This window comes from Psychrobacter sp. M13 (assembly GCF_030718935.1).
GTDB classification, from domain to species: Bacteria; Pseudomonadota; Gammaproteobacteria; order Pseudomonadales; family Moraxellaceae; genus Psychrobacter; species Psychrobacter immobilis_G.
Genome location: NZ_CP132194.1, coordinates 2,108,108 through 2,122,701, shown reverse-complemented (window position 1 = coordinate 2,122,701; position 14,594 = coordinate 2,108,108). Strand labels below are relative to the sequence as shown.

Below are 14,594 nucleotides of genomic sequence, written 5' to 3'. Positions count from 1 at the left end.
AAAGACACAGTTTCGTGTCTTTTTTTATGGGCGCTATTTGATAGGTCTTTTAAAAGTTAGTCAGTGATCATTTACTCATATCATTTATGCTATTTATAAAAGCGCAGACGCATGAGTATTTTGGCATTGTTAGATGCTGTGCTACTCTAAATCACTATTTATAACCCCTTTTTACGACAGCTTTGAACAACAGCCAAAACACTTAACTCTACCTAAGAAAATACTGAGATCTATACTATGTCAAAAAAAAGATTTACAGGCACTGATAGCTATATCGCCACTGATGATCTGCAGTTAGCAGTCAATGCCGCGATGACCTTGCAAAAACCACTACTTATCAAAGGTGAGCCGGGTACGGGTAAGACGTTACTGGCAGAAGAAGTTGCCGCTAGTTTGGGTATGCCATTAATTACTTGGCATATCAAATCGACGACTAAAGCTGAGCAAGGTCTGTATGAGTACGATGCGGTATCGCGGTTGCGTGATTCGCAGTTGGGCGATGATAAAGTCTATGAGATTGGTAATTATATCAAGCCCGGTAAACTATGGGATGCTTTTACTAGTAAAGAGCGTAGTGTGCTATTGATCGATGAAGTAGATAAAGCAGATATTGAGTTTCCCAATGATTTACTGCATGAGCTGGATAAAATGTCATTTTATGTCTATGAGACAGGCGAGACCATCACTGCTGAGCAGCGTCCCGTGGTTATCATTACTTCCAACAATGAAAAAGAGCTGCCTGATGCCTTTTTGCGTCGTTGTTTCTTTCACTACATTGACTTCCCTGATGAGTCAACGATGCGTCAGATTATCGATGTGCATTTTCCTAATATTCAAGAAAAATTAGTTAACGATGCGCTCGATATTTTCTACAAATTGCGTAATGTGCAAGGCCTCAAAAAGCCACCTTCAACATCTGAGTTAGTCGATTGGCTGACATTGTTATTAGCAGACGACATGGCGCAAGAAGAGCTGGAAGAAAACTTGCGCGGCGCGAAGTCAATTCCACCGCTATATGGTGCATTGCTTAAGAACGAAGCGGATGTCAATCTGTTGCAGCGCTTTGCCAATATGATGCGTCGTTAAAGACTGCGATTTATCAGCTAATAAAATTCGCTACACTTATTTATTGATAGGGCTTGCCTTATGTTTATAAAACTTTTCTATACCTTGCGTAGTTACGGCGTGCCTGTCAGCACTCGCGAATTGCTCGATCTAAATGCTGCGCTTGATCAGGGTCTGATGATGCAGGCGAGTTTTGACGTTCAAACTTCAGAAAGTTCAGAGCCAGCTTTTGCCAGCCGTGAAGATATGTATCGACTTATTCGCTTGTGTATGGTCAAAAATGAGCGTCATTTTGATAAGTTCGATCGGGCTATGGCGGATTATTTTGAAGGGGTTGATAGCTTAGATATCGATGAGCTGATGAATAAGTTGACAGACATCCCACAAGAGTGGTTAGATTTAAAACTTGATCCCAAAAATCTAACCGAAGAGCAGCGACGCCTACTCAAAAAATACGGCTCGCTTGAGGAGTTGATGAAAGCTTTACAGGAGCGCTTAGAGGAACAAAAAGAGCGCCATCAAGGCGGTAGTAAATGGGTCGGTACGGGTGGCAGCTCACCCTTTGGTGCTCATGGTGATCACCCAGAAGGGGTGCGCGTTGGCGGTGAATCCCGTAAAGGTAGCGCGGTCAAAGTCTGGGAGCAGCGTAAATATCGTAACTTGGATGATGACAAGCAGTTGGGTACGCGGCAGATTCAGATGGCGCTACGTAGTCTGCGTCAGTTCGCGCGTACTGGTCAAGCAGATGAATTGGACATCAAAGAGACGGTACGCCGCACGGCCAAAAAAAGTGTGCTTGATATTCATATGCAAGCGGAGCGCCGTAATCGAGTCAAAGTGCTGATGCTGTTCGATGTTGGTGGCAGTATGGATATCCATGTTGAGGCGTTAGAAAAGCTATTTTCTGCCGCTAAGAATGAATTTAAAACGCTGGACTTTTTTTATTTTCATAACTGTCTTTATGATTATGTATGGAAGGATAATAACCGTCGTCACAGTGCGCCGATGCCGACCTATGAGCTATTAAATAAATATGGTCGTGAGTATCGGGTGATATTCGTTGGAGACGCGTCGATGTCGCCCTATGAGCTTTTTACCGTCGGTGGTAGCGTTGAGTATATGAATAATGAGGCGGGTGTGGTTTGGCTAAAGCGGGTATTATCGCACTTTGATAAAGTGGCATGGTTAAATCCAGAAGAAGCTGCGTTTTGGTCGTATACCCAAACCATTAATGAGATTCAAAAGCTATTCGATAATAAGATGTATCCGATGACCTTGCATGGGGTTGAAGATATGACGGCTTATTTGGCGAGGTAGTTGATAATTTATTAGACTAATGATGCTTTAAAGCAACACGTCGATATTTTCGATAATCATAACTAAACCACTAATCACCATCAATAGAATAACCATCACTCTAAACTGGCGAATACTCATACCTGCCAAAAACCGTTTGCCAATGATATTACCAATCACTGCGCCTAGTCCCAACGCCAGACCATAAATCCAAAGCTGCGCGGTTAAGATGCCAAAAAAAGCATAGCTGCCTATTTGAGCGATACCCACAAAAAACGAATTAGCGGTTTTGGTGGCGATAAGATCTTCTTTTTGTAGCCCAGTATTCATATAAAAAGGATTCAATATAGGCCCAAGCCCTCCAACTAAGGTACTAATAAAAGCGGTTACAAATCCTAAAGGTATAAAGCCTATTTTTGGCATAGCAAAGGCTTTAGACACTTTGCCAAACCGATATTGAAAAACGGTAGAGACCAAGAACACGCCGACCAATAATTGAATCCATTCGGCATTCAAACGGCTAAATAATAATGCTGATAGCCAAGCGCCGACAATCGCACTTGGCGCATAGTATTTAATCAATGACCAGTCGATATCCTGCCAAAATAGATAGAGACGGGCAGGACGGCTGATAAAAGTACCTACATTAATCACGGGAGGCGCTGCGGAAGCACCAAGCATCCAAGCTGTCACCGGAATAAGTAATAACGCACCGCCACCACCTGAAATAGTAGAAATAATAAAAGCGATCATGCCCGCTAAGAACAACCCTACCAAATGCCAAGTAGGAATAGCTTGCACAAGATCTAAAATCATAAGCATCATAAATTTTTTTAACCCTTTATATCGAGTAATGTTCTTGCACGTGCTCAATACATAGCTCATAAAAAGCCCCAGCAGCGGGCGAAACTGATTTGTTAGCCAGCTTAAAAATACCAATCTGACGGGTCAATACGGGTTCAAGCAAAGGTAACCAGACTAATTCTGGCTCATTGGTTGGAAAAGCCAGCTCAGGCAAAGTGGTAATACCCAAATCGTTACGTAATAAAGAGAATAGGGATGTGATGTTCTCAACCGTATAACGCGCTTGTCGATTAAGAGCTTCAGCTGGCGTGTTCTCAAGTAGTCTACAAGTACCGTTGTAGATAAAAGGTTGAGGGGTTAATTGTTGCCATTTAAGACCTTGTTTTTTACCACTCTTTAGCGACTGAGTTAGCATATTGTCTTTTAGACAAACTACGCCGATAGGATCTGATAACAACGGCGTAAAGTCGATATCTACCTGACTCATGCTAGCACAATTACCCAGTGCTAGATCCACTTCACCTGCTAGCAGCCTATTAGCTACCCCAACAGAATTATCATCTATCAACACGATTTCGATATCGGGATATTGTTTTGAGTATTCATACAAGACATTAGGCAGTAGCTTCGTCACCAATGACGGCACGCTGGCGATTCTTATTTTACCTTTATTACCTAAAGCAGACGCTTTTAAATCCGCATCCAACACTTGATAGGCTTGCCAAAATGTCTCAATCTTAGGTAAGCAGCTTGCGCCAAATGGCGTCAAGGTTGCGCTATTGCCACTCTCAAATAATGGCTGACCTAGCGTTTTCTCCAGCTCCTTTATCGATGACGACAATGCCGCTTGCGTACGATTGGCGCGATCTGCTGCGGCGCGAAAGCCACCTTCTTCTATTACCAATAAAAAATGCTTTAACTGTTGTAGTTTCATAATAGTCAGCTTCCTTTTCATCACTACAGCTCTCATAAAAATTAAAATGCTAAGTGATAAATTAAATCTATCATATTTAATATTTAATTGGTTAGATTTATCTCATTTAGTTGCGTAGCATAAGAGTTGAGCAAAAAGCCAATAGAAAAATTGATTACCTAAATATTTAAAGGATATAGCAGATGAGCAGCCACTCAACTAAGCAAGCGGTCAAAACCCAACTTTATGCTTCTAAAGCGCCCCTTGAGTGGGCAGTGACTAGTAACGGCACCCTATATACCGCGCAGATTCCTATCGATGATAAAGGTGAGGTAGTTGCAGGTGGTATCGAAGCGCAAGCACGGCAGACTTTTGATAACTTAAAGCACACGCTAGAATGTGCGGGCGCAAGCATGGATGCGGTACTACAAGTGCTGATCTATGTCACTGATCGTGAGTATCTCAAGACTGTCAATCAAATCTATGCTGAATACTTCACTGCGCCTTATCCAAATCGTGCCGCTCTTGTGATATCGGGACTAGCGCGCGAAGAGATGCTCGTTGAGCTCGTCGTCTATGCTGCGGTGCCTTAATAGCTTATTTTTTGACCTATTATTTACTAAATATAAATTTTTCCTGTTCTTTTAACTAATTTTTAATCGTTTTATTAAGGAATATCTTATGTCAGCCACCATCGCACAAACCACTCTAAAGCAAAACCCAACCCAATCACTTTATATTAACGGTGAATGGCAAGCGGGTAGCGATACCGTCACGAATATCAACCCATCCAATACTAGCGAAAGTCTTGGCGACTTTGCACAAGCAAGTACAAATCAAGTCAAAGACGCTATTGCTGCTGCCCGTCGAGCTCAACCAAAGTGGGAGGCGACGCCACTAGAGAAAAAGCAATCTATTCTACAAGCGATTGGCGATGAGATGATCGCCCGTTGCGATGAGCTGGGGACTTTATTGTCTTTAGAGGAAGGCAAGCCTTTTGCTGAAGGTCGTGGTGAGATTTACCGTGCGGGGCAGTTCTTTCATTACTACGCGGCCGAAGTATTACGTCAAATCGGTGATACTGCGGACTCTGTACGCCCTGGTGTCAAAGTCGAAGTGACCCGCGAAGCGGTCGGTGTGGTCGCTATTATCTCGCCTTGGAATTTTCCAACCGCAACCGCTGTTTGGAAAATTGCCCCAGCCTTAGCTTTTGGTAATGCTGTCATTTGGAAACCTGCGAATTTAACCCCAGCTAGTGCCGTCGCCTTAGCGGAGATTATCCATCGTCAAGGATTGCCAGAGGGTACTTTTAACTTACTCCTTGGTGGCGGCTCAACAGTCGGGGACGCGCTAATTAATTCAACAGATATTGACGCGGTCAGCTTTACGGGCTCTGTGCCGACAGGCCGTAAAGTCGCTGCGGCTACCGCGCCAAACTTTGTGCGTTGCCAGCTGGAAATGGGCAGTAAAAATGCGCTCGTTATCGCTGATGATGCCGATTTGCAAGTCGCTATTGATGCGGCTGTTGCGGGTGCGTTTGGCGGCTCTGGTCAGAAATGTACTGCTTCATCACGCTTGATTGTTATGGACAGTATTCATGATGCCTTTGTCGATGGCGTCATCGCTAAGATGAAGGCCCTAAAAGTCGGTCATGCGCTCGATGAAGGTATCTTTATGGGGCCAGTGGTTGATGATAAGCAGCTCGCGTCAAACATGGACTGGATCGAAAAAGGTAAGCAAGCGGGAGGCCATTTAGCCTTTGGTGGCGAGCGTCTAAAGATGAAACATGATGGCTATTATATGTCGCCAACCTTGTTTACTGAAACGGATAACAGCTGGGATATCAACCAAGAAGAAGTATTTGCGCCACTCGCTTGCGTCATGCGCGTGAGCAGCTTAGAAGAAGCGATTGCGATGACTAATGACACGCGTTTTGGTTTGACTGGCGGCATTATTACCCAAAGCTTACGTAATAGCGCGATGTTTAAGGAGCAAGTGCAAGCAGGCTGCGTGATGGTCAATCTAGCCACGGCTGGTACGGATTATCATGTGCCATTTGGTGGACGTAAACAGTCGAGCTTTGGCCCACGCGAGCAAGGTCAGTATGCCAAAGAGTTTTATACCATTGTGAAGACGGCTTATCAAAAAGCGTATTAGCCAGTGGTTACTTATAAAAAAAGTTTAAAGGAATCAACCATGTACCAAGACCATATCGTCATTGACGGTTTGCAATATAGCAACTGGGATCGTGACTATTTTAAAATGCTACAAGCCAGTGGTATCAACGCGGTACATGCTACCTTGGTTTATCACGAGGATGCACGGCAGACGATGACCCGTTTCGCCGAGTGGAATAGCCATTTTGAGCATAACAGTGATTTGATTTTGCCTGTGTATGGCGTTAACGATATCCAGAGGGCAAAAGAGCAAGGCAAAGTCGGTATTTTCTTTGGCGCGCAAAACTGCTCACCAATCGATGACGAGATTGGCTTAATTAGTGTGATGCGTCGTTTGGGTTTGCTGATTATGCAGCTGACTTACAATAACCAAAGCTTACTGGCAACGGGTTGTTATGAGTCAAATGATAGCGGAGTGACGCGTTTTGGTCAGCAAGCAATAGCGGAGATGAATCGAGTTGGTATGATTATCGATATGTCACACAGCGCTGAGCAGTCAACGCTTGAGGCGATAGACATATCGTCGCGGCCGATCTGTATCAGCCATGCCAATCCGACTACTGCTCATGAGGCACTACGGAACAAATCCGATACGGTCATCAGCGCCTTAACGAAAGCGGGCGGGCTGTTAGGTTTCAGCTTATACCCATTCCACTTACCCAATGGTAGCGACTGTACGCTTGCTGACTTCTGCACCATGATTGCCGATTGCGCCGATAAATATGGTGTAGAGCATTTAGCGATAGGTAGTGATTTATGTCTTAATCAGCCACAGTCAGTGCTGGAGTGGATGCGTAACGGACGCTGGTCAAAAGCGATGGATTATGGTGAAGGCAATGCCAATAATTCAGGCTGGCCAGATAATTTGCCTTGGTTCGCAGGTGAAAAAGGTATGGAAAACATCTACAACGGTCTGCTCAAGCACGGCTTTAATGAGTCTGATGCTGGCAAGATTATCGGTCAAAACTGGTTTGATTTCCTTGAGAGTGGCATCAAGCCTTTAGCTTAGATTTTATTTAACTTAACGCATAATCACTAAAGGAAGCCAAGCCATGGCTGATCGAAAAGGACTTACTCAAGACGAGCTAGGACGCTCAACTGCTACTCCATTAGAGGAAAATACTGATACTTTAGGGCTTAAAAACCCCGCGTTTTGGTATAGCGGTGGTTTTATTATTGCTTTTGTGCTTATGGCGCTCTTTGCCGAAGAGCAATTAGCCGTAATCGTTAATACAGCATTTACTTGGTCAGCTAGTGTCTTTGGGCCTTTTTGGCAAATTCTACTGTTAGCGACTTTTGTTATCGCGTTAGCGGTTGGCGCTGGTCGTACAGGCCGCGTTATCTTAGGTAATCTACCTGTGCCTGAAATGGATAACTTTAAGTGGATGGCTATCTTGTTTTGTACGCTACTCGCTGGTGGTGGGGTGTTTTGGGCGGCGGCAGAACCTATCGCTCACTTTGTTTCAGCGCCACCTTTATATGGGGAGGCGCCAGATCTACAACAACGCGCTGTTAATGCCTTGTCGCAATCTTTTATGCATTGGGGGTTTTTAGCGTGGTCGATTGTCGGTAGCTTGACCGCTATCGTCGTGATGCATCTACATTATGATAAAGGCTTACCGCTCAAGCCGCGTACGCTGTTATATCCTGTATTTGGTGAGCGGGTACTCACAGGGCAGTTTGGCGCGATTGTCGATGCGTGCTGCATCGTCGCGGTAGCGGCTGGTACGATTGGGCCGATTGGGTTTTTGGGATTGCAAACCAGCTACGCCTTAAATGAGCTATTCGGTATTCCTGATACTTTTATCACCCAGCTTATTATTATCGTCTTTGCCATTGCGCTCTATACCATTTCAGCCATTAGTGGTCTTGCCCGTGGTATGCAGTTGCTAAGCCGTTTTAACGTTATTTTAGCCGTAGCGCTCATGATATTTATTCTAATATTTGGCCCGACTAGCTTTATCGTTAACGGTTATATCCAAGGTGTCGGCACGATGGTCGATAACTTCATTCCGATGGCGACTTTCCGCGGTGATGAAGGCTGGCTTGGGGGTTGGACAGTATTCTTTTGGGGCTGGTTCTTAGGGTATGGCCCGATGATGGCCATCTTTATTGCCCGTATCTCGCGCGGTCGTACGATTCGCCAGTTGATTACGACGGTTTGTATTATTGCACCACTAGTAACTTGTTTTTGGTTTACGGTAGTCGGTGGTTCAGGTCTCGCGTTTGAGATTGCCAATCCTGGTGTTGTCAGTAGCGCATTTGAAGGCTTTAATTTACCTGGTGCTTTGCTTGCCGTTACGCAGTCATTACCTTTTCCTTTGATTGTTTCAATACTATTTTTGATTTTGACCACCGTTTTTATCGTCACGACAGGTGACTCGATGACTTATACCATCAGTGTGGTGATCAGCGGTGAGCGCGAGCCAAATGCTATGATTCGTACCTTTTGGGGCGTCATGATGGGTGTAACCGCTATCGTTTTAATCTCGCTTGGTTCAGGTGGTGTGACGGCTTTGCAATCGTTTATTGTGATTACCGCAGTGCCTGTGTCTTTTATTTTACTGCCATCGCTATGGAATGGACCACAAATTGCTCAGCAAATGGCACGCGACCAAGATCTTTATCGCCCTAATCGGGTAGAGACTGAACACCGCATCGCTGAGGAAAGTTTGACAAAAACTAATACTGTTGAGTCAAAAGAATAGAGGTTTACTTTTAGTTTGAAAGCATAAAAAATAAGCTGGCATTGGTAATTTAAAAGATACCATGCTGGCTTAACCCCCTATATAAAGGAGTGGGATTGTGAATATGGTCCACGCAAACAATGAAAACGTTAACGTAGCAGCATTGCCTTTACGCCACTCCAATGTGGTTATGAATGCTGAGCGCTTAGGTGCCATGCATCAGACGCGCATTAGCTTTGTACGTACTTTACTACGTAAGATCGATAGGGAAAACTGGACACTAAGCACGCATCTTTGGAATTTAGATAGTCAAGGCTATGGACAGGTTATCTATCGGCTAACAACGCCTGAGCATATTTATAATTTAGTAGTATTCTGTAATGAGCTTGCTGATGATGAGCGTAACGATAGAGTGATAGCAGAGAAATGGGATGTCACCTTTGGGCTAGTCTACGGTGAGATTGGTCAAGAATTACTCGATAATCTAAAAGCGAACGTGCCATTACAAGAAGCCGGTCGTAACTCGAATATGGTAATGGTGCTGGCACGGGCGAATAAAAGCGTGCGGGTGTTCGATCATATTGTCTCATCCTTATCTAATAGCCGCCAACCTGATCTGGAGGTGCTAGCACAAGTCGGCTATATCCTGCGCACTACTGCCGTCTATGGTAATGGTAAGTTTGGTATCTATGACTTTAAGCCACTCGATCATAGCCAAGACTTTGATCAGTCGTTTCGAGCGCAGATGTGCGCAGTGTACTTGCTACGTGAATTTAGTCTCAACTGGGTAGATTACTTGGCTAAGCAGAAGGGCGGTGAAAAGGCTGTCGCTCTACATCCAGAGATTAAGCGCTATTTAGGCATAGGTAACGCGACGGGTCTGGGTATGGCACCGTATTTGATTAATCATCCTTGTATCGTTGATCAATGGCTGACCACGCGTGAGGAGGCATTACAATCAGTATTGGTCTGCACGATTGAGCCTGCCAAGGTAGCTTATCTTGATCGCTTACTGACTCGTGCTATTCAGCATTTTACTGAGATTGTCACCATCAATGAGCAACAAGTTAAGCTAAATGCGACTGTGGTTGAAGAGCTGACCGCGCTACAAAAGGAGTTAGACGCAACCAGTAAAACCTACAAGACATGGGCGCAATTCCTACAAGCTCATGATCAATTAAGTTTTGAGAGCCAAGAAGTGATTATCTCGTGCCTAATGGAGCTTTATCCTGAGCGGGTTGATGGCTTTCAAGAAAAGGTCAATGCCGATGAAACCTTAGCGCTACCCAAGAATAAAACCGTGGCCGATTTGCTAGCGGTATTAGAGGCGCGCTACCAATGGGCGATTAACACTGACTTTAATGAGCCTGATAACCGTTATTGGTTTTGGTATAGATCTATCGATAAAGAAGAGCCGCGCATGGGTGTACGCGGACAAGAGCAAGGGGATAATCGCGAGCTATCGTTAGATATAGCGCGGCAGGCCAATGGCTTATATTTAGCGCTACAGCAGGCAGATAGTCAGCAACTTATTTCGGAATTTATACTAACCAAACCTAAATATCGCTCGATTGCGCGGCGAGTCTGGACGATGAGCCAAAAGCAAATGGGTGACATTCAGATGAATGTGCTGCACAAAGACACGCTGCCGATTCAGCTATTGCGCTGTAAGTTATCGATGTTTGGCGCGACTAAATTTGATCCAAGATCCGATCGCTGGGTACGAGTGACGCTGTTCCAAGGTGCGCCACTGTATGATGAGGTCGATAGCGACGAATGGCTGTTTCCCCTGTTACCAAAGATAGATGAGCTGTCAAAGATAGATGAGCTGCCGAGGATTAATGAGACTGACACGCCAGCAGTACTGCAAGTAGAGGATTAAGACATGATTGTATCGCGTAATGAGATTATCACCACCGTATACAAAGCCTTTTCAGGGATGCATCGAGAAGTAGGCGAGGCCGATCTGATCGCTACGATGGTTGCAGAATTACAGATGGCAGGGCTAGACGGAGTGAGCCAGTTTAATGGTGCCAGCCCTTATATCTTAATAGGGCGAGATATCGCTATCGATATAGTCCATCAAAGCGCAGACGAGATCGGTTTAGATCTGCATAACAGCAGTATAGTCTGTCACCTGCCCTCAATAATAGATTATGCGCTGGAAAAAATGGGTGATCTTGAGCATTACAAGATTACTTTATATAACGCTCATAACCGCTGGTTAGCCTATAGCGAATTGGTAAGCTTAGCATCAAAGGGCATTGCTTGTTTGGCGCGTTGGGATAATGGCACAGCGCCTAGACATACTTTATTCACCCTGAATCAAGGTTTCGTCTATCCTGATTTATACTTTTTTGATAAGCCTCAGGCGGCCCATGAGAAAAAAGCTGGCGAAAAGCAAGATATTGTCATTGAATTATCGACCTCTAATTTCGACATCGAAAACGAGATTCAGCACTTTGATCGTAAGATATCGACAGATGAGCTATTTGCTACTCATAACCGTGCTTGGAAAGAGGGCATTTATGTAGACGATGAGCAATGGAATATCCTCAAAAAAACCGCTATGGCCATACTGGTTGAAAACAGCGAAGTCTCTAGTAAAGGGGCAGGTGGGGTATAGATATTTAAGGTATAATTTTGCTTTTGTATAACGAGAGATCACATTTATGATCTGGTTAAAAATGCTTATTGGCGCCTTAATGGTCTTAGTTATTCAGCTATTTGCCAAAACACGGTTTTTCTACCTAGCAGCTCTTGCGCCGCTATTCCCAACCTTTACCTTGATCAGCCACTTTATCGTTGGCACTCAGCGTAGCGCTGCTGACTTTAGAGTGGCATTAATATTTAGCATGTTAGGTGTCATTCCGCATCTTGTTTATACCTTGATCGTCTTCTTTAGCTTTAGTCATATTGGCCTATTTAAGGCGTTGATGTTAGGCGTGGTAGGCTGGCTAGTCGCCGCTGCTATTTTAATAGTGGTCTGGCAACAACTACAGCTATAAGCGCTTAGCAAATTGATTGAATTCACTATTAAGAAATCGTTACTTAAAGGGACTTAATTATTTAGGATAATTCTATAAAATAGCTCAGGGCGTATTGAACATTCATAAATGAGCACTGCTGATAGCTAAAATGGTTCTAGTCTAAGTAAAAATTGCAGTTAATGCAGATGCCTTGGCTAGATTTTTATAACGAATAGAGCGATTTTAGCATCAGCCTACAAGGACAGGACTCTTTTTTGCCGATTCGTCATTAAAAAGATCCGCTTAGAACGACTAAACTAGATATTTTTAATCTAGAATCGACTAAAAAAATAGTCGCTGTCAGTGCCATGATCGAATGTTCAACACGCCCTAGTATAAAGCCCCTAAGCTAAAGGATAATTTTATGAAAAGTCACAACTCGCTATTTTCTAAATTTTCTTTTTTTAAACCTAGTAAGTTATCAGCTTCAGCCATCTTAGTGGTGTTCAGCACAACATTAGCAGCGTGTGCTCAAACGGATACTCTAGATGTGGCAGACACTTCTAAGACGGAACCTGTATCAAGCAAAAGCTCAGTTGCGCCAATCACCCCAATTACTAATCCAAACTTGCTCAAAAACGTCTCCGCGACGGTCTACAAAGATGCCAATTGCGGCTGCTGTAAAGAATGGATAGATCATGCCCAAGATAATGGCATGAGCGCAACGGGGCAGGATATTACGGACTTAGCTGAAGTTAAACAGCGTTACGGCGTACCTGATAATATGCAATCTTGTCATACTGCGATCACCACCGATGGCTATGTATTTGAAGGTCATGTCCCTGCCAAATATATGGCGCAGTTCTTGGCCAATCCTCCTGCTCAAGCGCTCGGTCTAGCCGTTCCTGGTATGCCTATGGGTAGTCCAGGTATGGAATATCAAGATAAGTTTGATCCGTATCAAATCATGCAAATCAATAAAGATGGTAGCAGCGAAGTCTACGCGAATATCGAGACAACTGAGCAGCAATTATAGCGCTATCCAATAGCAATAATTATTAAAGCAATGCTTATTAAAATAATGATTATCAAACTGATAAATCTTTGCGGATTTATCAGTTTTTATTTAACCTATCTACATTAAAAGTAACCTATGAGCGTTAATAACATGACAATTATTAAAAAATCACGTTTAAGTTTTATCACAGCCAGTATCGGCACCGCTTTGTTGATTAGTGCTTGCCAGCCTACTAACGACACGGTCGCACCAATAGAAGAGGGAGATGCCATAACCGAAACTAGCGCTGCAGATCCGCATGCCGGTCACGATATGAGTGGCGACAATATGAATATGATGCCAGCAGATGAAGCTAATATGAGCACTATGCTCAAAGACTATACCGCCTCGATGACCATGATGCATGAAGAGATGATGAAAGGCATGAGCTATAACGATCCTGATACCGCCTTTGCCCAAGGGATGCTCGGTCATCATATCGGCGCAGTCGATATGGCAAAAGTACAGCTAAAATATGGTGCAGATGCAGAAATGCTTAAGCTGGCACAAGACATTGTTGATGCGCAACAGGCTGAGATTGAGCAGATGCAAACGTGGATAGCGAGTCATCCTGATACTAGCGAACCTACTACTGATACTGAAATGATGCAGCAAGCCTACGCGCAAGGCATGGATGCGATGCATGGGGAGATGATGCTCGGTATTGCCGATCCTAATCCTGATATGGCCTTTGCTCGTGGCATGCTACCTCATCACATTGGCGCAGTCGATATGGCAGAGGTGCAGCTAAAATATGGTAAAGATAAAGAGATGCGTAAGTTAGCACAAGCGGTTATCGATGCCCAGCAGCCAGAGATTGAGCAGATGCAAAGTTGGATTGCTCAGAATAAAGTATGACAACTAGTTTTTATATCTCATCACAAATTTATCTAAAAACTACTTATATTAATGTCTTGTAATTTTAGTAAATTGAGAAGCGTGAGTTAGTTAAGTATCTGTGTCATCTGTCGTGTTTATCGTACCGTCTGTCATGAATAATGAGTGATCCCTATTACAAAAGTTTAATAAAAGACTACACTAATTATAGGTTGTTTGATTTAAAGATTAACGATCAACAGAAGTCGTATAATTAGAGGAGATAGTCATGAATGATACTATTTTTGAAGGTAGTGATTTGGCACGTGATATGCTCGCTAAAGGTGCCAATAAGATATGGTGCGCGGTATCTGATAATAGTGATGAAGAGGCTATGATGGGTCATGATGATAATGATTTTACAGCGAGGATTGAGTCTTTTCATGATGGGGTTTTTTACTGCACAGCGGGTATGGCATGGTCATTTGCTGTTCCTATTAAGATAGTCGCTCTCACAAAGAGTGAGAAAAATCTGTGCACTTATGAGCCCTGTTAATATCGAACATTAGGTCACTATTGTCTTGTCACACTTACGCTAAAGCGCTTTCATACACCTGTGTAATGTCATCAAACTCGTCTGCTCGTTGTAGATGCGCTAAAGTTGTCAGCTTCATTGCATCTTTGAATTTGCGAAGCGGCACTTTATTGATACTGTCTTTTGAGGCAAGCGCTTTTAGTATAATAGGCCGGTAAAACATCAGTGAAACATCAGTCAGACCATATCAAAAAGCCACTGAATAAGCGATAATA

Annotated in this window: 14 protein-coding genes; 12 read left to right on the top strand and 2 right to left on the bottom strand. The window is 43.7% G+C overall.

The window, feature by feature from the left end; translation table 11 throughout:
• Window positions 1-237: 237 nt before the first annotated feature.
• Both Q9G97_RS08875 and Q9G97_RS08870 read left to right on the top strand, forming a co-directional pair.
• Window positions 238-1,086: a MoxR family ATPase gene (locus Q9G97_RS08875; protein ID WP_201569563.1), complete on the top strand. Its 849-nt coding sequence runs from the start codon at window positions 238-240 to the stop codon at window positions 1,084-1,086.
• A 60-nt stretch (window positions 1,087-1,146) separates the two neighbouring features.
• A complete protein-coding gene (locus tag Q9G97_RS08870; RefSeq protein ID WP_305898509.1) occupies window positions 1,147-2,382 on the top strand; it encodes a VWA domain-containing protein in 1,236 nt (411 codons plus the stop codon).
• 27 nt (window positions 2,383-2,409) lie between these two features.
• On the opposite strand, the gene Q9G97_RS08865 is transcribed toward Q9G97_RS08870, so the two are convergent.
• Both Q9G97_RS08865 and Q9G97_RS08860 read right to left on the bottom strand, forming a co-directional pair.
• Window positions 2,410-3,186, bottom strand: a complete 777-nt coding sequence (locus Q9G97_RS08865) for a sulfite exporter TauE/SafE family protein (RefSeq protein WP_305898508.1) — start codon at window positions 3,184-3,186, stop codon at window positions 2,410-2,412.
• Between the two features lie 16 nt (window positions 3,187-3,202).
• The gene (locus Q9G97_RS08860) at window positions 3,203-4,099 is read right to left on the bottom strand and encodes a LysR family transcriptional regulator (protein ID WP_305898507.1); all 897 of its coding nucleotides are present in this window, start codon (window positions 4,097-4,099) and stop codon (window positions 3,203-3,205) included.
• 182 nt (window positions 4,100-4,281) lie between these two features.
• On the opposite strand from Q9G97_RS08860, the gene Q9G97_RS08855 reads away from it, so the two are divergent.
• The 10 genes from Q9G97_RS08855 (at window position 4,282) to Q9G97_RS08810 (ending at window position 14,340) form a co-directional block, all read left to right on the top strand.
• The gene (locus tag Q9G97_RS08855; RefSeq protein WP_305898506.1) at window positions 4,282-4,671 is read left to right on the top strand and encodes a RidA family protein; all 390 of its coding nucleotides are present in this window, start codon (window positions 4,282-4,284) and stop codon (window positions 4,669-4,671) included.
• 88 nt (window positions 4,672-4,759) lie between these two features.
• A complete protein-coding gene (locus Q9G97_RS08850) occupies window positions 4,760-6,235 on the top strand; it encodes an aldehyde dehydrogenase family protein (protein WP_305898505.1) in 1,476 nt (491 codons plus the stop codon).
• 39 nt (window positions 6,236-6,274) lie between these two features.
• The gene (locus tag Q9G97_RS08845) at window positions 6,275-7,264 is read left to right on the top strand and encodes a membrane dipeptidase (RefSeq protein WP_305898504.1); all 990 of its coding nucleotides are present in this window, start codon (window positions 6,275-6,277) and stop codon (window positions 7,262-7,264) included.
• Between the two features lie 43 nt (window positions 7,265-7,307).
• Window positions 7,308-8,963 (top strand): BCCT family transporter, encoded by a 1,656-nt coding sequence (locus tag Q9G97_RS08840; RefSeq protein ID WP_305898503.1) that lies wholly within the window; start codon window positions 7,308-7,310, stop codon window positions 8,961-8,963.
• A 103-nt stretch (window positions 8,964-9,066) separates the two neighbouring features.
• The gene (locus Q9G97_RS08835; RefSeq protein WP_305900311.1) at window positions 9,067-10,824 is read left to right on the top strand and encodes a hypothetical protein; all 1,758 of its coding nucleotides are present in this window, start codon (window positions 9,067-9,069) and stop codon (window positions 10,822-10,824) included.
• A 3-nt stretch (window positions 10,825-10,827) separates the two neighbouring features.
• Window positions 10,828-11,568 carry a DUF3726 domain-containing protein gene (locus tag Q9G97_RS08830; protein ID WP_305898502.1) on the top strand — a complete coding sequence of 247 codons (741 nt, stop codon included), beginning with the start codon at window positions 10,828-10,830 and terminating at the stop codon, window positions 11,566-11,568.
• Between the two features lie 46 nt (window positions 11,569-11,614).
• Window positions 11,615-11,950: a GlpM family protein gene (locus Q9G97_RS08825; protein WP_201569547.1), complete on the top strand. Its 336-nt coding sequence runs from the start codon at window positions 11,615-11,617 to the stop codon at window positions 11,948-11,950.
• Window positions 11,951-12,335: 385 nt separating this feature from the next.
• Window positions 12,336-12,947, top strand: coding sequence for a DUF411 domain-containing protein (locus tag Q9G97_RS08820; protein WP_305898501.1), 612 nt, complete (start codon window positions 12,336-12,338; stop codon window positions 12,945-12,947).
• 132 nt (window positions 12,948-13,079) lie between these two features.
• On the top strand, window positions 13,080-13,826 hold the full coding sequence (locus Q9G97_RS08815) for a DUF305 domain-containing protein (RefSeq protein ID WP_305898500.1): 747 nt from the start codon (window positions 13,080-13,082) through the stop codon (window positions 13,824-13,826).
• A gap of 247 nt (window positions 13,827-14,073) precedes the next feature.
• A complete protein-coding gene (locus tag Q9G97_RS08810) occupies window positions 14,074-14,340 on the top strand; it encodes a hypothetical protein (protein ID WP_305898499.1) in 267 nt (88 codons plus the stop codon).
• The last annotated feature ends 254 nt before the right edge of the window (window positions 14,341-14,594 follow it).

Coding starts and splice junctions, on each gene's coding strand:
- Q9G97_RS08860 (WP_305898507.1), bottom strand. CDS start 4,099: ATGAAACTACAACAGTTAAAGCATTTTTTATTGGTAATAGAAGAAGGT.
- Q9G97_RS08850 (WP_305898505.1), top strand. CDS start 4,760: ATGTCAGCCACCATCGCACAAACCACTCTAAAGCAAAACCCAACCCAA.
- Q9G97_RS08855 (WP_305898506.1), top strand. CDS start 4,282: ATGAGCAGCCACTCAACTAAGCAAGCGGTCAAAACCCAACTTTATGCT.
- Q9G97_RS08830 (WP_305898502.1), top strand. CDS start 10,828: ATGATTGTATCGCGTAATGAGATTATCACCACCGTATACAAAGCCTTT.
- Q9G97_RS08845 (WP_305898504.1), top strand. CDS start 6,275: ATGTACCAAGACCATATCGTCATTGACGGTTTGCAATATAGCAACTGG.
- Q9G97_RS08870 (WP_305898509.1), top strand. CDS start 1,147: ATGTTTATAAAACTTTTCTATACCTTGCGTAGTTACGGCGTGCCTGTC.
- Q9G97_RS08865 (WP_305898508.1), bottom strand. CDS start 3,186: ATGATGCTTATGATTTTAGATCTTGTGCAAGCTATTCCTACTTGGCAT.
- Q9G97_RS08840 (WP_305898503.1), top strand. CDS start 7,308: ATGGCTGATCGAAAAGGACTTACTCAAGACGAGCTAGGACGCTCAACT.
- Q9G97_RS08815 (WP_305898500.1), top strand. CDS start 13,080: ATGACAATTATTAAAAAATCACGTTTAAGTTTTATCACAGCCAGTATC.
- Q9G97_RS08825 (WP_201569547.1), top strand. CDS start 11,615: ATGATCTGGTTAAAAATGCTTATTGGCGCCTTAATGGTCTTAGTTATT.
- Q9G97_RS08810 (WP_305898499.1), top strand. CDS start 14,074: ATGAATGATACTATTTTTGAAGGTAGTGATTTGGCACGTGATATGCTC.
- Q9G97_RS08875 (WP_201569563.1), top strand. CDS start 238: ATGTCAAAAAAAAGATTTACAGGCACTGATAGCTATATCGCCACTGAT.
- Q9G97_RS08835 (WP_305900311.1), top strand. CDS start 9,067: ATGGTCCACGCAAACAATGAAAACGTTAACGTAGCAGCATTGCCTTTA.
- Q9G97_RS08820 (WP_305898501.1), top strand. CDS start 12,336: ATGAAAAGTCACAACTCGCTATTTTCTAAATTTTCTTTTTTTAAACCT.